Source organism: Methylobacterium soli, assembly GCF_008806385.1.
Lineage (GTDB): Bacteria > Pseudomonadota > Alphaproteobacteria > Rhizobiales > Beijerinckiaceae > Methylobacterium > Methylobacterium soli.
This window is the reverse complement of record NZ_VZZK01000007.1, coordinates 1-18,238: the sequence shown is the minus strand read 5'-3', so window position 1 is coordinate 18,238 and position 18,238 is coordinate 1. Positions and strand designations below refer to the sequence as shown.

18 protein-coding genes are annotated in these 18,238 nt (G+C 67.6%); 12 read left to right on the top strand and 6 right to left on the bottom strand.

The genetic code is table 11. The features are described 5' to 3' along the window. The first annotated feature begins 240 nt into the window (after positions 1-240). Complete coding sequence (locus F6X53_RS08315) at positions 241-486, top strand: type 2 periplasmic-binding domain-containing protein (protein WP_191970750.1); 246 nt, start codon at positions 241-243, stop codon at positions 484-486. Between the two features lie 171 nt (positions 487-657). On the opposite strand, the gene F6X53_RS33965 is transcribed toward F6X53_RS08315, so the two are convergent. Further along, positions 658-801 (bottom strand): YjiS-like domain-containing protein, encoded by a 144-nt coding sequence (locus F6X53_RS33965; protein WP_191970749.1) that lies wholly within the window; start codon positions 799-801, stop codon positions 658-660. Between the two features lie 169 nt (positions 802-970). On the opposite strand from F6X53_RS33965, the gene F6X53_RS08305 reads away from it, so the two are divergent. Next, entirely contained in the window at positions 971-2,980 is a 2,010-nt protein-coding gene (locus F6X53_RS08305) for an adenylate/guanylate cyclase domain-containing protein (protein ID WP_150999414.1), read from the top strand. A gap of 83 nt (positions 2,981-3,063) precedes the next feature. On the opposite strand, the gene F6X53_RS08300 is transcribed toward F6X53_RS08305, so the two are convergent. Then, positions 3,064-3,708: a DUF1353 domain-containing protein gene (locus F6X53_RS08300; protein ID WP_150999412.1), complete on the bottom strand. Its 645-nt coding sequence runs from the start codon at positions 3,706-3,708 to the stop codon at positions 3,064-3,066. 136 nt (positions 3,709-3,844) lie between these two features. Continuing rightward, a complete protein-coding gene (locus F6X53_RS08295; RefSeq protein ID WP_244965543.1) occupies positions 3,845-6,964 on the bottom strand; it encodes a PAS domain-containing hybrid sensor histidine kinase/response regulator in 3,120 nt (1,039 codons plus the stop codon). 485 nt (positions 6,965-7,449) lie between these two features. Here F6X53_RS08295 and F6X53_RS32240 point away from each other — a divergent pair, with 485 nt between their 5' ends. The 6 genes from F6X53_RS32240 (at position 7,450) to cyoD (ending at position 14,005) form a co-directional block, all read left to right on the top strand. Beyond that, a complete protein-coding gene (locus F6X53_RS32240; RefSeq protein WP_191970748.1) occupies positions 7,450-7,722 on the top strand; it encodes a hypothetical protein in 273 nt (90 codons plus the stop codon). 542 nt (positions 7,723-8,264) lie between these two features. Then, entirely contained in the window at positions 8,265-9,608 is a 1,344-nt protein-coding gene (locus F6X53_RS08285) for an MFS transporter (protein WP_150999410.1), read from the top strand. Positions 9,609-9,692: 84 nt separating this feature from the next. Further along, positions 9,693-10,934 (top strand): ubiquinol oxidase subunit II, encoded by a 1,242-nt coding sequence (gene cyoA / locus F6X53_RS08280; RefSeq protein WP_150999407.1) that lies wholly within the window; start codon positions 9,693-9,695, stop codon positions 10,932-10,934. Positions 10,935-10,951: 17 nt separating this feature from the next. Then, entirely contained in the window at positions 10,952-12,967 is a 2,016-nt protein-coding gene (gene cyoB, locus F6X53_RS08275; RefSeq protein WP_150999405.1) for a cytochrome o ubiquinol oxidase subunit I, read from the top strand. Then, complete coding sequence (cyoC, locus tag F6X53_RS08270) at positions 12,960-13,586, top strand: cytochrome o ubiquinol oxidase subunit III (RefSeq protein WP_150999403.1); 627 nt, start codon at positions 12,960-12,962, stop codon at positions 13,584-13,586. Before cyoB ends, cyoC begins: the two co-directional genes overlap by 8 nt. A 59-nt stretch (positions 13,587-13,645) precedes the next feature. Next, positions 13,646-14,005 carry a cytochrome o ubiquinol oxidase subunit IV gene (cyoD, locus tag F6X53_RS08265; RefSeq protein ID WP_238297861.1) on the top strand — a complete coding sequence of 120 codons (360 nt, stop codon included), beginning with the start codon at positions 13,646-13,648 and terminating at the stop codon, positions 14,003-14,005. Between the two features lie 185 nt (positions 14,006-14,190). Here cyoD and F6X53_RS08260 read toward each other — a convergent pair whose 3' ends face one another. Next, positions 14,191-14,640, bottom strand: coding sequence for a MarR family winged helix-turn-helix transcriptional regulator (locus F6X53_RS08260; protein ID WP_150999399.1), 450 nt, complete (start codon positions 14,638-14,640; stop codon positions 14,191-14,193). 255 nt (positions 14,641-14,895) lie between these two features. On the opposite strand from F6X53_RS08260, the gene F6X53_RS08255 reads away from it, so the two are divergent. Then, positions 14,896-15,228 carry a hypothetical protein gene (locus F6X53_RS08255; protein ID WP_150999397.1) on the top strand — a complete coding sequence of 111 codons (333 nt, stop codon included), beginning with the start codon at positions 14,896-14,898 and terminating at the stop codon, positions 15,226-15,228. 152 nt (positions 15,229-15,380) lie between these two features. Beyond that, positions 15,381-15,608: a hypothetical protein gene (locus F6X53_RS08250; RefSeq protein ID WP_150999395.1), complete on the top strand. Its 228-nt coding sequence runs from the start codon at positions 15,381-15,383 to the stop codon at positions 15,606-15,608. A 521-nt stretch (positions 15,609-16,129) separates the two neighbouring features. Here the strand turns inward: F6X53_RS08250 and F6X53_RS08245 are convergent. Beyond that, positions 16,130-16,585, bottom strand: coding sequence for a DUF421 domain-containing protein (locus F6X53_RS08245; protein ID WP_150999393.1), 456 nt, complete (start codon positions 16,583-16,585; stop codon positions 16,130-16,132). Between the two features lie 31 nt (positions 16,586-16,616). Next, positions 16,617-17,120 carry a hypothetical protein gene (locus F6X53_RS08240; protein ID WP_150999391.1) on the bottom strand — a complete coding sequence of 168 codons (504 nt, stop codon included), beginning with the start codon at positions 17,118-17,120 and terminating at the stop codon, positions 16,617-16,619. 374 nt (positions 17,121-17,494) lie between these two features. On the opposite strand from F6X53_RS08240, the gene F6X53_RS08235 reads away from it, so the two are divergent. Both F6X53_RS08235 and F6X53_RS08230 read left to right on the top strand, forming a co-directional pair. Next, positions 17,495-17,680: a hypothetical protein gene (locus tag F6X53_RS08235; protein WP_150999389.1), complete on the top strand. Its 186-nt coding sequence runs from the start codon at positions 17,495-17,497 to the stop codon at positions 17,678-17,680. Positions 17,681-17,888: 208 nt separating this feature from the next. After that, positions 17,889-18,176: a hypothetical protein gene (locus F6X53_RS08230; RefSeq protein ID WP_150999387.1), complete on the top strand. Its 288-nt coding sequence runs from the start codon at positions 17,889-17,891 to the stop codon at positions 18,174-18,176. Positions 18,177-18,238 lie beyond the last annotated feature (62 nt).

Here is an 18,238-nt window from a genome sequence, read left to right as displayed (position 1 = left end):
TGCGTTGCCGTGATCCCCGCCATCAAGGGGGCGTCGCCGCCGAGCTGTCGCGCCAGGATGTCGGCGGAGGAGGCCGTCGGCAGGGCCTGGAAGACGAGCGCCGTCGTCAGGGGAGGGCCGTCGTCAGGGGAGGTCCCTTCAGGCCTGTCAGCATGGCGGCGAGACCCGTGGCGACCGGCATCGCCAGGAACTTCATGACGGAGGACGAGACGACCGGCCCGACCCATTGCCCGGGAGGAGATGGTCCTGGACAGCCAGGAGGTCATCCTGAGGAGGGTCGAGACGGGGCTCGGCGCCTCCATCGTGCCGCTCTCGGACGACGTGCTCGCAACCCTCTCCGTGACCGCCCTGCCGTTCGGCGAACCGCAACTGATCCGGCGCCTCGTGCTCCTGGAACGCCAGGATCGCAGCAAGGGGCGGCTGTCCGCCGCGCTCGCTCAGGCCGTGACGGAGACCAGGAGACGCTCAGCGCCTCGATCGCGCTGAGCGACCGACCGGCGGCCTTCGCCAGCGGTCAGGACGGCCTCGGCCGCAACGCGCGCCGTGGCGATCCCCGACAGCCTGCCGGCCCCTGGCGGGGGCGGGTCGCCGCGTCCGCGGGGATCGGGTGATCGGGTGATCGGGTGATCGCCTTGGCTTCGCTCGATCCTGCGCGCCTCAGCAACAATCCCGATGACGCCGGATCGCGTATGGGTTCAGGCCCATATCGGCCAAGCTTTGGCCGTCGAGCGCTTCCAACTCGCGATAACTGCGCCGCGTGCACCACCAGATCTGCAGAGTGTGACGGAGCTTCGTCCACATCGCTGACCTCCGAGCCGGGTTGAATGCTGAGTGGTGACACACCGACAACCGTAAATCTGTGCTGAACATCACACGCGCGTCGCTGATCAACTGCGACGATGGCGATCGGCCGTGCTATCGTCTGTGCGGTGAGAAAACGCACGCTCGAAATTGCTTGGGGGCCGGGGGGATGAACAGGGCCAGCGGGGAACGGCGCCTAGCAGCGATCCTGGTCGCCGACATCGTGGGCTACAGCCGGCTCATGGGCGTGGACGAGGCCGGCACCCTGCGCCGCCTGAAGGCGCTTCGCCGGGAACTGATCGATCCCCGCATCGCGGCTGCCCATGGGCGGATCGTCAAGACCATGGGCGACGGCCTCCTGGTCGAGTTCCCGAGCCCCGTGCGCGCCGTCTCCTGTGCGGTCGAGATCCAGCGTGCCATGCTCGGCCGCGACGCCGGCCTGCCCTCCGAGCGGCAATTCAGGCTGCGCTTCGGCATCAATGTCGGCGATGTCGTGGCCGAGCCGGATGGTGACCTCTACGGCGACGGCGTCAACGTGGCGGCGCGCCTGGAGCCGCTGGCCGAGCCCGGCGGTCTCTGCATCTCGCGCTCGGTTCACGAGCAGGTCCGGGACAAGCTGCCCTACCGGTTCGAGGACCGCGGCAAGCTGGAGCTGAAGAACATCGCCCGTCCCATCGGGGTGTTCGCGCTCTCGGCCGAGGCGCTGGCGAACCTGCCCGAACTGGACACCGAGGAGGACGCCCAAGAGGACGCGCAAGAGGACAGCCAGGACGATGCCCCGAATGGGGCACGGGACGGAGCCGCGCCAGGACCGCATCGCGGCGCCCGGCGCGTCCTGCCGGCCTCCGTCCTCGCGGCCGGCCTCGCGGCCATCCTGGCAGCCGGCGGGGTCGGCTGGTGGTCCTGGTCCATGCAGAAGGCGCCTGAACCCGCCAGGCTGGCCGCCGAGCCGGCGAGCCATCCGCTAAAACCCGTGCCCGGCCTGTCGCTCGTGGTGCTGCCGTTCTCCAATCTGAGCAAGGACCCGGAGCAGGACTTCTTCGCCGACGGGCTGACGGAGGATCTGACCACGGACCTCTCGCACCTTGCCGGCAGCTTCGTCATCGCGCGCAACACGGCCTTCACCTACAAGGGCAAGCCCGTCGATATGAAGCAGCTCGGCCGCGACCTCGGCGTGCGCTACGCGCTGGAGGGAAGCGTTCGACGCACCGGCGAGGCGGTGGTGCTGAACGCCCAGCTGATCTCGACCGAGACCGGCGCCCATGTCTGGGCGGATCGCTTCGAAGGCGAGCGCAGCCGGCTCGGTGAATTGCAGGCCGAGTTCGTCGCAAGACTTGCGCGATCGCTGGACGTTCAGCTCACGCAGGCGGAAGGTCTTCGCATCCTTCGCGAGAGACCGAACAACCCGACGGCAGCGGACCTCGGCATGCTCGGATGGGCAGCACTGAACAAAACGCGGACGCCCGCCAATACCTCCGAGGCGAGAAGACGGTTCGAGCAGAGCCTGGAGATCGATCCAACTGACCCACAATCGAAGATCGGGCTGGCCAGAGCCGTCGCGCAGGCCATCAACACGCGGGTCAGCCAGAACATCGCCGCCGATAGCCAGCTCGCGTTCCAACTGGCCCGGGAAGGCCTCGAGGCAAATCCTCAAAATCCCATGGCCCATTACGTGATGGCCGAGGTGACGCGGACGACCAAGGATTTCGAGAGAGGGCTTCGCGAGATCAAGATCGCGATCGAGTACGATCCCAATATGGCGATCGCCCACGGGCTTGCCGGCATCATCGAATTATGGGCCGGCCGCGCTGCGAAAACCTTCGAGCACGTGGAAAAGGCAATTCGCCTGAGCCCGAAAGATTCTTTACTGAGCACTTGGGAATATTACATCTGCCATGCGCATGTGCATCTCGCGCATTGGGAAGACGCCATCAAATGGTGCAGCCGGTCCGTGGAACGGTCGCCCTATTTCTTCGCCTATATCGATCTCGCCGCATCCCATGCCTGGTTGGGCCACAGTCAGGAGGCGGCGGAGGCGACCAGGAATGTTCTCAGGCTGATGCCCGGTTACACGATCAGCAAGATGGCAAGCGCCGATTACTCGCGGAACCCGGTCTTTCTCGAAGAATATGGCCGCATCGTCGAGGGCATGCGGAAGGCGGGCCTGCCGGAGCAGTGAGTGCGGCCATGCCGCGGCGGCGTGAGCCTGATCGTCGGAAGGGCTGCGCGTCGAGCCCCCGCCCTGACACCGCGCGCCGTCCCTCAGCGGGACCGCGGCGGGAAGGTGAAGTCGAGAACCGTCCGGCCACCGGGGAGGGCGCTGCGGCGTGCGCGCGCTTGCGCCAGCGGCAGAGGGGCGGGCTCGCGGCATTCCTCGGGTGTCCCGGGCCTGTCCCAGAGATCGCGGGCGTACCGGGTCTGGATCGCCCAGACCACCTGAGGAACTAGGTTGTCCCGGAGGAGGCCCTCCGCGGCCAAGCCCTTGGCGATCTCAGCCAGGATCAGGGCGGATTGCTCGAAGGTGATCTGCCGAACCTCTGGTGGAGCCGGCCGGTTGCAGCGATGCACCGCGAAGAGCCAATCATGGATGATATAGGCTGGCCCCAAGGCCCACGGCGACAATCCCGGGATGTTCCAGAAGACCTGGGGAACGGAGCCGCCGTCGGTGTACATGTCCTCGGGGACGATCGCGGTTCTCATGAACGAGGGCGTGAAGCTGAAGGGGCGGGATCGCTGCTTGCGGTAGACGAAGTAATCCTGCTGAACCCATTCGACCACCACGTGTCCGCTGAACAATCCGGGTCGGACGTCCTCGTAAGCGATCGTCGACGTGCAGGCCGCGAGCGCGGCCGTCGATAACAGGACAGCCCCGCGCAGAAAGCTGTTGGCTCGGTTTTTAGCCGCCATCGAAGTCCGCCTCCCGGTCGGAGGATTCTCCGAAGCTTGGCCGGAAGATCAATGGACTCAACAGTACCGAGCGAGTCCGTCGCTTTCGGTGTCTCAAAGATGCGGCACCCGGGAGTATCAGACGCCGCGCATCCGCCTACCCCTTGATCAGCTCGCGGATGCGCGCGGCCAGCGTGTCCATCGCGAACGGCTTGGTCAGCACGGCCATCCCGGGCTCGAGCTGGCCGTTATGGAGCAGGGCGTTCTCCGCGAAGCCGGTGATGAACAGCACCTTGAGGTTCGGGCGGCCGAGGCGGGCCGCGTCGGCCATCTGGCGGCCGTTGAGGCCGCCGGGCAGACCCACATCCGTGATGAGCAGATCGATCCGCGCATCGGATTGCAGCACCCTGAGGCCGCCGGCCCCGTCCGCGGCCTCGATCGCGGTGTAGCCGAGCTCGCCCAGCACGTCCGTCACCAGCATGCGCACGGTCGGCTCATCGTCCACGATCAGCACGGTCTCGCCGGTCTCGGCGACCGGCGGCAGCCCCGCCTCGGGCAGCACCGCGTCGTGCTCCGCCTCGCCCCGGTGGCGGGGCAGGTAGATGCAGACATTCGTGCCCTCGCCGAGCTCCGAATAGAGGCGCACCTGCCCGCCGGATTGCTTGGCGAAGCCGTAGATCATCGAGAGGCCGAGGCCCGTGCCCTGGCCGAGGGGCTTGGTGGTGAAGAACGGGTCGAAGGCCTTGGCGATCACCTCCGGGGGCATGCCGGTGCCGGTGTCGGAGACACAGAGCGAGAGGTACTGCCCCTCGGGCATGTCGTGCTGCCGGGCCCCGTGCCGGTCGATCCAGCGGTTGGCGGTCTCGATCGTGATCCGGCCGCCCTCCGGCATCGCGTCGCGGGCGTTGATGCAGAGGTTGAGCAGGGCGTTCTCGAGCTGCGAGGGATCGACCAGCGCGGACCAGAGGCCGCTCATGCAGGCCGTCTCCACCTGCACGCCGGGCCCGACCGTGCGCTGGATCAGGTCGAGCATGCCGCTGACCAGCGTGTTCACGTTGGTGGCCTTGGGCGCGAGCGTCTGCCGGCGCGAGAAGGCCAGCAGGCGGTGCGTGAGGGCGGCCGCCCGCTTGGTCGCCCCCTGGGCGGCCACCATGTACTTGTCCACGTCCTTGAGGCGCCCCTGCGTGATGCGGGCGTTCATCAGCTCCAGGCTGCCGGAGATGCCCGCCAACAGGTTGTTGAAATCATGCGCGAGGCCGCCCGTGAGCTGGCCGACCGCCTCCATCTTCTGGGATTGGCGCAGCTGCTCCTCGGCCAGCATCAGCTCGGCGGTCCGCGCCTCCACGCGCTGCTCCAGCGTTTCGTTGAGGGACCGCAAGGCCGCGGCCGCACGGTCGCGCTCCGCCTCGACCGCCCGCCGCTCCTCGACATCGATGAGAACGCCGGGAAAGCTCAGCGGCGTCCCGTCCGGCGCGTGGTCGACGCGCCCGTTCGCCTCGATCCAGTAATAGCGTCCGTCCGCGCGGCGCACCCGGTACTGGTGGGCATAGGCGCCGCCCCGCGCGATGGCCCCGTTGATCGCGGCCGCCAGCCCGGCCTGGTCGTCGGGATGCACCGTCGCGACGATCCGGGCGAGCGGGATCGCGTCCCGGCCGAGCGCCGGATCCAGGCCGAAGGCGCTCGCGAAGGCCTCGTCGACCGTGAACCGGTCGGTGGGCAGATCCCAGTGCCAGGTGCCGATGATCGCGCCGGCCGCGAGCGCCAGCTGCACGCGCTCGATATTGTCGCGCGCGAGCGCCTCGCTGGCGCGCAGGCGGTCCTGCGCCTCGTGGCGCGCGGTGACGTCGCTGAAGAAGATGGCGATCTGCCGCTCGGCGGGATCGCCGACCCGGACGGCGCGGACATCGAACCAGCGCGCGAAGGCCTTGGCGTAATTCTCGAAGGTTGCCGGCTCGCCGGTCTTCGCGACGCGCCCATAGGTCTCGAACCAGAACGACTCCAGGTCCGGGGCGAATTCGGTGACCCACTTGCCGCGCAGGTTGACCCCGGCCTGACGCTCGAAGGCGGGGTTGGCCTCGACGAAGCGGTAATCCACCGGCCGGTCGTCGGCATCGAACTTGACCTGCACGATGGCGAAGGCCGCCTCGATCGTCTCCAGGATCGTGCGGAAGCGCTCCTCGCTCCGGCGCAGGGCCGTCTCCGCGCGGCGCAGCCGGGTCAGATCCAGCATGGCGCCGATCATCCGCACGGCCCGGCCCTCGGCGTCGCGGCGCAGGTGCCCCCGGTCGAGCACCTCGGCGTAGGAGCCGTCCGCGCGGCGGAAGCGGTACGCGTCGGTCCAGGCGGTGCCGGTCCCGTCGATCACGGCATGGATCGAGGCGTCGATGCGGGCCCGGTCGTCCGGGTGGATCTGGGCGATCCACCAGTCGCCGGTCGGCTCGGCCATCGCGGGACGATGACCGTAGGCGTCTTCCAGCGCCTCGTTCCACAGCACGTGGTTCGTCGTGAGATCCCAATCCCAGATGGCGTCGGAGGTGGCCTTGACGGCGAGCCGGAGGCGCTCCTGGGTCTCCTCGAGGGCGACCCCGGCCAGGTGCTCGGCGGTCCGGTCGCGCAGGATCTTCAAGAAGCCGAGATGGGCCCGGTCGCCGTCACGCAGCGGCATCATCTCGCCCGAGGCCCAGAAACGCCGGCCGTCCTTGCGCAGGTGCCAGCGCTCGTCCGACGCACGTCCGTCCTGCAGCGCCCGCTGCATCTCGTGCTCGATGCAGCCCCTGGCCCGGTCCTCCGGTGTGAAGAAGCGCGTGGCGTCGTGGCCGTGCATCTCCGCGGCGGTCCAGCCCATCACGTGCACGGCGCCCGGGTTCCAGTCGGTGATGAGGCCCGCGGGATCCGTGATCACCATGGCGAAATCGACCGCGGACTCGAAGATCGCGCGCTGGCGCGACTCGCTGAGGGCTAGGGCCGCCCGGCTGGCCCCGAGTTCGGCCACGAGGTCCTGCGAGGCCGTCAGGTCCGCCGTGGCCCGGTCCATCCGGCGTCCATGCTCGCGCGTCGCCGTCCGCGCGTCCGCCTTCGCCGCCTGGGTCCGCTGCTCGGCCTCGACGGTCTCGGCGCGGCTGCGGGCGAGTTCCGAGCGGTGCTGGGCGTCGCGCACGGTCCGCCGATCCGTCCGATGCTGCGCATTGAGGCCGGCCGCGTTGAGGGCCGCGCGCAGGCGCAGAACCTCCGCCTCAAGGTCTTCGCGGGAAAGGGAATTCAATGCAGCCCCGGTCACACGTCATGGTTCCGACAGACCGCCTTTTACCCGCACAGTGCTTTGCGCACAATTAAAACGCTGATTGTGTCAATTCAGACAGTACGGCAGGCCGCCTTGCTTGGCCTCCCGGCTGTTGACGCCCGAGCAGGCAAAGACGTGGCGCGACGAACTCTTGGCCGCGACAGCCGATGACAGGGCGGCGTCCTCCCACCGAGCCGAGAGTGATCGACGTCCCAGCCCCGAGCGAGACCGCTGCCCCCGACGCGGTGGCGGGGGAGGCGGGCTTCGTGAGGGCAGGGGCGTGGGGCCGTGACGTCCCGCCGGCGCGCGAGGCCGGCGGGACGCCCTGCCCGAGCCATCGGCCCCGGTCAGAAGCGCACCGCGCCGAACCCTGCACCGCCGCTCCGACGAACCGGACGGATCGGCGACGTGGGCTCCTGCCACCCCTTCGATGGCTGCGTGAAGTGTAGCGGGCGGGCCTGCCGATGGCGGGCCCCCGGGGCATGATGGCGCCGGTGATGATGCCAGTGCCGGTGGCGCCGGTGATGGTGCCAGTGCCGGTGACGGCGATGATGGTGCCAGCGATGGCGATGGCGCCGGTGATGCCAGTGGCGGTGTCGGCGCCAGCCCACCGTGACGATCCCGCTGTCGGGGAGCGCCGCAAGGTTGATCGCGGTGCCGAAATTCGCGGCCGACGCGCTCCGCGGCGCCAGGGCGAAGAGCCCCACGAAGAGACCCGCGAAGAGACCTGCACCGAGAACCACCGCGAGAAGTAGCCTTTTCATCACCCCTCAGACCTTCCGATTCACGAGCGAGCCGGCCTCCGCCCGCGAGCGGCTGAACGCGGAGGGCCGGCAGCAGAGGACGGATCGTCCAGCCAAGCCCTCAACGACGGCGGGCGCGCGAGGGTTTCCGGAGAGGCTCGGCGCGAACCCGGACACGGTCGCCACCGAGGGCGTCGACCCGGCCGCCGGCACGCAGGCGACGCGAGCCACCCTCCCGGACCCGCGCAGATCAAGGGGCCATCGGCACGCCCGGGATGGAAGCTTTGCGGTAATCCGATTGCTGTAAGTGAATGTTTTCAGGTTGGGCGTCTGTAATCCTGCAGCTTCCGGACCGCCGAATCTCGACGTTGTGCCGGGTCAAGGGCTCGGCTTGCTTCACCGGACGCCGGGCAAGGGAGAGAGACTCAGGACGCTGTCACGCGAACCGTTCGTTTTCGCACGGGTAAGCTTCATCACAGGCGCATACCGCCCGAGCGCGGGCGCAAGATCGAGTTTGATGCTGGAGCAGGCTTAGAACAGAGGCGATCACCCAGATGGCGATGGATCAGGTTCAGGGGCCGCTTCCGTCCTCCACGCCGCTCGAGCGCGACGCCCGTCTGGTCTCCACCGACCACAGGATCGCCCCGAGCGAGATCGCGATCGGCGTCATCATCGGCCGGGCGGCTGAATATTTCGACTTCTTCGTCTTCGCGATCGCCTCCGTGGTGGTCTTTCCGAAAGTGTTCTTTCCCTTCGCCGACCCCGTGACGGCGACGCTCTATTCCTTCGCCATGTTCGCGCTGGCCTTCATCGCGCGGCCGATCGGCTCGGTCATCTTCATGGCGATCGACCGCCGGCACGGGCGCGGCGTCAAGCTGACGATCGCGATGTTCCTGCTCGGCTTCTCCACGATGGCGATCTCGTTCCTGCCGAGCTACGCCCAGATCGGTGCCTGGTCGCTGTATCTCCTGAGCGTCCTGCGGATCGGACAGGGCCTGGGGCTCGGCGGCGCCTGGGACGGGCTCGCCTCCCTCCTGGCGCTCAACGCGCCGATCGAGCGACGGGGCTTCTACGCCGCCCTGCCGCAGCTCGGCGCACCGTTCGGCTTCATCGTGGCGGGCACCCTGTTCGCGTTCTTCCTGCTGAGCCTGCCCGAATCCGACTTCCTGGATTGGGGCTGGCGCTACCCGTTCTTCTGCGCCTTCGCGATCAACGTCGTGGCGGTGTTCGCGCGGCTGCGGCTCGTCGCGACCGAGGAATTCGCCAACCTCCTCGAACGGCGGCGGCTCGAACCCTCCCCGATCCTCCCGCTGATCCGCGACCACGCGCGCGAACTCGTCATCGGCGCGCTGATCCCGCTGGCGAGTTTCGCCCTCTTCCACCTCGTGACCGTGTTCCCGATCAGCTGGATCACCCTGTTCACGCACCGTTCGGCGGGCGAGTTCCTGATGGTTCAGTGCTCCGGCGCCTTCATCTGCGCGGGGGCCATCCTGGCCTCGGGCCTGATCGCCGACCAGATCGGCCGCCGGAAGCTGCTCCTGATCGCGGCCGGCCTGATCGCGATCTTCGCGATCGGCAGCATCATCGCGCCTCTCCTGTTCGAGGAGAACGCGATCGGCCAGACGATCTACGTCAATGCCGGCTTCGCGCTGCTCGGCCTGTCCTACGGGCAATCGTCCGGAGCGGTGACGTCGCGCCTGGAGCAGCGCTATCGCTATACCGGGGCCGCGCTCACCAACGACCTCGCCTGGCTGCTCGGTGCGGGCTTCGCGCCGCTCATCGTCCTGTATCTCTCGGCCCGCTACGGATTGGCCTGCGTCGGCCTGTACCTCCTGTCGGGGGCGGTCACGACCTTGCTCGTGCTCGGCATTTCCCGCTCGGAAATCCGCCAGGTTTGAGCCGTGCGGACACCCGCGTGTCCGCTCCACCCGCTCGCACGTCGCCCTCCTGGCGACGAGGGATCACGGAGTGACGCCCCGACCATGGTCCTCGCCCACCCGCCCATCGCCCGCCGCGCGCGCGGCTCCTGGCTCCGCAGGACCCGGCGCGGCCTGGTGCCGCTCGCCGCCATGGGTCTGCTCACCGGCTGCAACATGGTCGTGCTGAATCCGTCGGGCGACATCGCGGTCCAGCAGCGCAACCTCCTCATCGCGTCCACGGCGCTCATGCTGATCGTCATCGTGCCGGTGATCGCGCTCACCTTCCTGTACGCCTGGCGCTACCGGGCCTCGAACGCGAAGGCGATCTACGATCCCGATTGGCACCACTCGACCCAACTCGAAGTGGTGATCTGGACGATCCCCCTGCTGATCATCATCGCGCTCGGGGCCATGACGTGGATCAGCACGCACACGCTCGATCCCTTCAGGCCCCTGAGCCGGCTCGCCCCCAACAAGCCCGTGCCGGCGGACGTGAAACCCCTGACCGTCCAGGTCGTCGCCCTCGATTGGAAGTGGCTGTTCCTCTATCCCGAACACGGGGTCGCGAGCCTCAACGAGATGGCGGCGCCGGTGGACGTGCCGATCTCCTTCAAGATCACCTCCTCCTCGGTCTGGAACACGTTCTACGTGCCGGCTCTCGCCGGCATGGTCTACGCCATGCCGGGCATGCAGACGCAGCTTCACGCCGTGATGAACAAGGCGGGGGACTTCCGGGGCCAGTCGGCGCATTACAGCGGATCGGGGTTCTCCCGGATGAATTTCGGCTTCCGGAGCCTGTCGCCGCAGGATTTCGACGCGTGGGTGGCGAAGACCAAGGCCTCCGGGACGCGCCTCGACCGCGACGCCTATCTGAAGATCGAGAAGCCGAGCGAGGCGGTCCCGGTCCAGTTCTTCGGCACGGTCGAGAACGGCCTCTTCGACGCCATCCTGGGCCTGTGCGTCGAGCCGGGCCAGATGTGCGTCGCGGAGATGCACCACCTCGACCGGTCGGGTGGCGCCGGCGAGGCCAGCGAGGCGAACCGGGAGAGGCTCGAATACGACAGCCGTCGTGGCAGGAGCGGCGACGAATCGCCGGCCGCGACCTTCCCGGCCTCCGGGCGCCCGCCCCAGGGCTCCGTCCAGCCTGAAGGCATGATGCCCCGCGATCAGGAACTGAGCCGCGGCGGCGTCAACGCGCCGAAATCCGAGCCCGACCAGGGACAGGGCAATGCGCGTCCGGGGGCCGAGCGGGGGCCGGCTCCGGCGCAGTTGAACAATCGGCCGTCCGATCGCCACCAGCACTGACCCGAGCGAGCTTCCGCATGTTCTCGAACCTCGACCTCAGGCAACTCATCTTCGGACGGCTGACGCTCGAGGCGATCCCCTATCACGAGCCCATCCTGCTCGGGACGTTCATCGCCGTGGCGATCGGCGGCGCGGCCCTCCTCGGTGCCGTCACCTGGTACGGCAAGTGGGGCTATCTCTGGCGGGAATGGTTCACGAGCGTCGACCACAAGAAGATCGGCATCATGTACGTCGTGCTGGCCATCGTGATGCTGCTGCGCGGCTTCGCGGACGCGGTCATGATGATCACCCAGAAGGCCCTCTCGGTCGGCGCGTCGGAGGGCTACCTGCCCCCGCACCATTACGACCAGGTCTTCACCGCGCACGGCATGATCATGATCTTCTTCATGGCGATGCCGTTCGTCACCGGCCTGATGAACTACGTGATGCCGCTCCAGATCGGGGCCCGCGACGTGGCGTTCCCCTTCCTCAACAATTTCAGCTTCTGGATGACGGCGGGCGGCGCTGCCCTCACGATGCTGTCCCTGTTTGTCGGCGAGTTCTCGCGCGCGACCTGGCTCGCCTACGCGCCGCTGTCGGGGGCGGCCTACAGCCCCGGCGTCGGGGTCGATTACTACATCTGGGGGCTCCAGATCGCGGGGGTCGGCACCACGCTGTCGGGCATCAACCTGATCGCCACCATCGCCAAGATGCGGGCGCCCGGCATGAGCTTGATGAAGATGCCCGTCTTCTGCTGGACGACGCTGGCCAGCAACGCCCTCATCGTCACGATCTTCCCGGTCCTGACCGCGACCCTGGCGCTGCTGTCGCTCGACCGATACGTGGGGACGCACTTCTTCACGAACGATTTCGGCGGCAACACGATGCTGTACATGAACCTCATCTGGATCTGGGGTCATCCGGAGGTCTACGTCCTGGTTCTGCCCGCCTTCGGGATCTACTCGGAGGTCACCTCGACCTTCTGCAGCAAGCGGCTGTTCGGCTACACCTCGATGGTCTACGCCACGATGGTGATCGCCGTCGTGTCGTGGCTGGTCTGGCTGCACCACTTCTTCACGATGGGGGCCGGGCCCACCGTGAATGCCTTCTTCGGCATCGCGAGCATGATCATCTCGATCCCGACGGGCGCGAAAGTCTTCAACTGGCTCTTCACCATGTATCGCGGGCAGATCCGCTTCGATGTGCCGTTCATCTGGGTCATGGGCTTCATCCCGACTTTCGTGATCGGCGGGTTGACCGGCGTGCTGCTCGCGGTGCCGCCCGCCGATTTCATCGTGCACAACAGCCTCTTCCTGGTGGCGCATTTCCACAACGTCATCATCGGCGCCGTCGTCTTCGGCGTGCTCGCCGGTCTGCAATACTGGTTCCCGAAAGCATTCGGCTACACGCTCGATCCGTTCTGGGGGAAAGTCTCGTTCTGGTGCTGGCTCATCGGCTTCTGGGTGGTGTTCACGCCGCTCTACATCCTCGGCCTGATGGGCGTGACGCGCCGGACGCAGCATTTCGACGACCCGGACGTGCAGCCTTACCTGACGGTCGCGGCGATCGGCGTGTTCATCATCATGGCGGGGATCCTGGCGCTGCTCGTCCAGCTCGTGGTCAGCTATTTTCGGCGCGAGCAGCTGCGCGACCGCACGGGCGATCCCTGGGGGGGCCGGACGCTCGAATGGTCCACCTCCTCGCCGCCTCCGCCCTACAACTTCGCCTACACGCCCATCATCCATGATCTCGACGCGTGGTGGGACATGAAGAAGCGCGGCCACGACCGGCCTCTGGAGGGGTTCCGGCCGATCCACATGCCGAAGAACACCGGCACGGGCGTGATCCTGGCGGGCCTCAGCACCGTGCTGGGCTTCGCCATGATCTGGTACATCTGGTGGCTGGCCGCCCTGTCCTCCGCGGGCCTCATCGCCACCGCCGTCATCCACACGTTCAACTACAACCGGGATTTCTACATCCCGGCCGAGGACGTCACGCGGCTTGAGCGCGAGAGGACCGCGCAACTCACGAGAGGGGTCGGCGCCGATGCATGAGCGGACCGCCCCGCCCGGTGCCACGGCACCGGTCTTCTACGAGCACGAAGAGCATGCCCACGGCGACGGGGGCACGCTGATCGGCTTCTGGATCTACCTGATGGGGGACAGCCTCATCTTCGCGATCCTGTTCGCCACGTACGGGGTGCTCGGCCGCAACTACGCGGCGGGTCCGTCCGGGGCGGAATTGTTCGATCTCCGGCTCGTCGCGGTGAACACGGGCCTCCTGCTCCTGTCGTCCATTACCTACGGCTTTGCCATGCTCGAGATGGACAAGGCGCGGATCGACACCACGCTCCGTTGGCTCGCCGTCACGGGCCTGTTCGGCGCAGGCTTTCTGGCGATCGAGCTCTTCGAGTTCAGCCACCTGATCCGCGAGGGCGCGACGCCTCAGCGCAGCGCCTTCCTGTCCGCCTTCTTCACGCTCGTCGGCACGCACGGATTGCACGTCACCTTCGGCATCCTCTGGCTCGTCGTCCTGATGCTGCAGGTGCGCCAGCGCGGCCTCATCGCCGAGAACCAGCGCCGGCTCCTGTGTCTGTCGATGTTCTGGCACTTCCTCGACGTGGTCTGGATCGGCGTCTTCACCTTCGTCTACCTGATGGGAGCCATGCGATGAGCGCGGTGACCGGGGCCGGAGACGTCCGGAAGTCGCAGGACGATGGGGCAGGGCCCGGCATGGCGCGGGGCGCGCCCCATCCGCACGGGGCGCATGGCAGTTTCCGGGGCTACGTGACCGGCTTCGTGCTGTCGGTCATCCTCACCGCCATTCCGTTCTGGCTCGTCATGGGCGACGTTCTGCAGGACACGCTCTGGACCAGCATCGTCATCATGGCGCTGGCGGCGGTGCAGATCGTCGTGCACATGATCTACTTCCTGCACATGAATACGAAATCGGAGGGCGGCTGGACCTTCATGGCGCTGGCCTTCACCCTGACCCTGGTCGTCATCACGTTGGTCGGCTCGATCTGGGTCATGTACCACCTAGATCAGAACATGATGCCGATGACGCCGCACGAGGCGCTGCAGAAGCCCTGATCCTGTTTCGATGAACGCCGCGGGCGCCCCCGAGGCCGGCAGAGCCCCGCGGGCAACGCGGCGATCGCTCAGTCACAGGCGCGCGACCGGATCCCTCCGCTGCCCTTCGAGGGGCTGGCCATCGCGGCGCGGAATCCGCGGCTTTGCCTCCTCGCCGGCGCGGCGGCCCGCGAGCGGAGTCCCCGTCAGGCCGACAGCGCGGCCACGGCAGCACGGAAAGCGATCTGATCGACGCTGCCGAGCTGCGCCGTGCAGGCAGCCTGCGCCGTCTCCCACAGGGGGATCGCCTCGGTCAGGAGCGCGCGGCCTTCGTCGGTGAGCACGATGCGCCGGACACGCCGGTCCTGCGCATCCGCCCGGACCGCGAGGAGGCCGCGACGATCCAGAGGCTTCAGGTTGGCCGTGATGGTGGTGCGATCCATCGCCAGGTCCTGAGCGAGCTCGCCGATGGTCGGCGCCTCGTCGCGAACAAGCATCATCAACAGGCCGAATTGCCAGTTCGACAGGCCGGTGGGGCGCAAGGCGGCATCGTAGCGACGGCCGATGGTGCGGGCTGCCCGCTGGGTCGAGAGGCAGAGGCAAGCCTCCTCGATGGTCGCCGCGAGCGCGGGGGTAAGGGCAGGCGTTCTGGCCATGGGCAGACCCTCAGGAAAGTTGATACCAACTATATAGGAGCTCCGCCGGCTTCCGAATAGACGGTCACGGCCCGGTCCGCGTCCGAGGGCCGGCCCCCGGCAGCGCGCGCCACAACAAGGTTGGTATCAACTCAGGTGCGCTGACGCACGGCGAGGGCTGCGGAAAGGTTTATATCAAGCCTATCGCAACGAGCGAGGCAGCGGGCTCCCTCAGGGACCATCCGGCTCCGCCCGCTCAAGTTTGGGAGAATTCCGATGCGTGTTCGTTCCGCCTTCGCCGCCGCTGTCGTCGCCGCCAGCATCGCTGCCGCCTCTGTGCCGGCCGCCGCTCAGGAGGTTCAGACCTTCGACGCCTGGGGCCACACCTTCAACGTTCCGGGCGCCCGGTCAGCCGTGGCTGGCGCGGCCACAGCGCGTAAGGACGCCGTCCCGCGCAAGGAGGCCGTGCTGGCCACCGGCTCGGTCGCTCCCCGGCACGCTTACGCCTCGGCCCGGGCTGGTGCGGCGTCTGAGAACGCCGCCGTGGTCCACGAGGCTCCGCGCACGATCAACGTCTGGGGGGCTCGGGTTGATGCCCGCGTCGACTAGGCGGCGCTGACCAGCCAGGGCCCCCGGCTCACCATCATTGATGCAGTCAATATCGATGATCGACCGCATCTGTTTGAATGATGGTGTTCCGGGAAGCATATCCCTCTCACGAAACAGGGCAGAGGCCCTGAAACATCAAAGGGATCAGCACCATGACCGTTCGTACGCTCGTTCTTGCCGCTGTCGCCTCCGTCACCCTGGCGGGCACCGCGCTGGCGGATGACCGCCTCAACCTCACGCCGCCGCTCTACCGTGAGCAGGCCCGCGCCACGGCCACCCTGCGTCCGGCTTCCGAGCTGACGACGACGCCCTCCGTGACCGCGCGCGCTCCCACGACCCGGCGCGTCGTCGCCGAGGCTGCCGACACCGCGGCCCACTAAGCTGCCGGCGAGCGCCGACACCCGCACCCATGATCGCCCCGGCCTCGCGCCGGGGCTTTTCTTCGCCCTTCAGCGTCTTCTTCACCCTTCAGCGTCTTCTTCACCCTTCGGCGTCTTCACCCTTCGGCGTCTTCACCCTTCGGCGTCTTGGCCCTTCGGCGTCTTCAAGGGATCCGACGTGATCCGTGCGCATGGGATCTCCTGCAGGTCTGAGACCCTGGCCAGGAGATCATGGCCGGCATTTCAGCAACCTGAGCTCATGACCGGGCGAGCGCGTGAAACCACACCCTGGGCAGCCACAGCGCGGAAACGAAGGCTGCCTTTACCCACGTGAATGTGCCGGGCTGGCGAGGTGGCAGTTTGCCCGCGCCGGTTCCGTTCCCGGCACGGCTCCGCCGGCATTCCGAACCCCCGCCGTTGGTGGAGCCGTCTTTCTCCCGAGATCTGAACTTAGCCCCGCGCTCCGAGAGCCGCGGGGCTTTTCTTGAGGCCGTGCGGGCGCGCGATGGGCCCAACCCGTCTCACGGGTGGGTGTGCCGCTGCTTCGGCACGACCGTGATGGCGCCCGTGTGCTCGATGATGGCGGATTGCACGTCCTCCAGGTTCGTGATCCCCTGCTGGCGCATCTCCGCCATGACGTCCCGCGCATCCACGCGACGGCGCCGCATCTTCTCGTCATCCCAGGTGCCGTTGGCATAGATCACCACCGGGTTGCCCTCCGTCACCATGCCGACCACCGGCCAGACCCGCTTCAGATGCGAGAGGGCCGTGTGCAGACCCGCGATGGTGCAGAGGGCCAGGATCGCGCCCGTGATCGAGCGGTCGTCGCCCAGGATCGGCGGCACGGCTATTCCGCCGAAGAAGAAGATCACCACCATGTCGAGCGGTGTCGCCGAACGCATGATCCGCTGCGTCGTGAGCCGCAGCAGGATCAACACGGTGAGGTACATCAATGCGGCGCGGAAAACGATGTCCATGGGCGCGTCCTTCAGACCTGACGGCGTTCGCTCAGGGATAGACGAAGAGCGGCAGGTCGATCTGGTCACCGCGGACCGTCAGCTTGGCCGCGACAGGCCCGACTTTGCGGGGGGACAGCTTGAATGTGATGCTGCCTTGTTTCTCGAGCCCCAGATTGAACGTGTAGGTCACGCCCCGCGGCGTGGCGTCCACCGAGACGGCGCTCGGCTGGGTCGCGCCGATGGATGCGTGGTCGAGGAGGTCCGAGCCGACATCGATCTGCAACTTCTCGCTGTGCAGGGCCCGCGTCACGTCCACGATCAGGTCTGTGGGCGCGTTGGCACGCAGGAGGTGCTGATACGTCACGCTCAGCGGCTCGTGCGCGAAGGCCTTCGTCGATGCGGAGAGCCAGCCATTGCCGAAGGCGCCGAGCAGACCGGCGGCAATGATCAATCCGATCAGCCCCTGCAGCGCCGTCTCGGCGCGGCTCCACTGGGTCTCGAAGCCGGTATTGGCCTCGATCTGCGTTTCGGTCGCCTGGGCCGAGCTGATCACGCGGGGCGGTCTCCTGGATGTTGCCAATGGCTACAACCCCGGAGAAGCAGAAGCTTTCATCGCCTGCGGCAATCGCGCGTCGTTCGCGAACCGCGACGCTGAAGCCGGGGCTATGTGCCAAGCAAGAAGGCGTCTGGGTTCCGAGCAGGTCAGTATGCATCGCGCGCAGTGGGCGCGGCAGAGCGCGTTCCGTGGATGCGCCCTTGCACCACATCCATCGTACGAGCTCGGACACTTGTCAGAAATTCCAGAAATCCGACCGGGCTCCTGAAACGAATTCCATCTCGCACGTTTAACAGAAGTTAAGGGCAGGCCTCTCCTGCCGATCATCAGCCAGCGCCCTCGGCAGAGGCGCGACTTCCAAAGAGCGTGCGATGCGAGAAGCCAGCGACTGCCCACCTCTCGATGGGCCGGCCTCTGATCCTGTTCTGTACGGCGTGGCGCGCGGCCTCGAGCGCCTGTTCCCGCCCATCGATCACCCGACCTTCCTCGAACACGGGCCCGAGATCGGCTCCGCGGCGGAGGAGGGGATGCAGGAAGACCCTCAGGATCAGCGCTGAGCCACGCAGGCGCCGGCCGACGAACCGAGACGGATCGGCGGCCCGGAGGGGCGACGCGTGCGGTCGGCGCGCCCGCAGGCCTGCATCCTCGTTAACATGCCGCAAGACAAAAGGAATGTCTGGCGCTCAGCGAGCGGGGCCGGAGCAACCATTGCCACGGGCCGCCGTTGTTCGCCCCTGAACTGGATCCATCCAGCAGGGAGACACCATGATCAAGCTTATTGCCGTCGGCACCCTCGCGCTGACGATTGCGGGTTCCGCTTCCGCGCAGGGCCTGCCCGTTGCGCGCGAGCCGGGCGCAACCGGAACGGTCATCCAGCGACAGTTGAACAACACCGGCAACGACCGCAGCCTGATCGTTGCGCCAAGTGCCACGGGTGCGGGGACCATCGCGACCGACTCGGCTGCGGGCGGCAATGCGGGTCAGCCCTCCCGTGCCGTGCCGCAGGGCGGCGCCAGCGGCAGCGGCAGCCAGGGACCGGGCGGTGGCGGCTAGAGCTGTTCCCGATCGCGTTGCGACGGGACCGTCGGCCGCGCCCGTGCCGAAGCGGGCGCGGA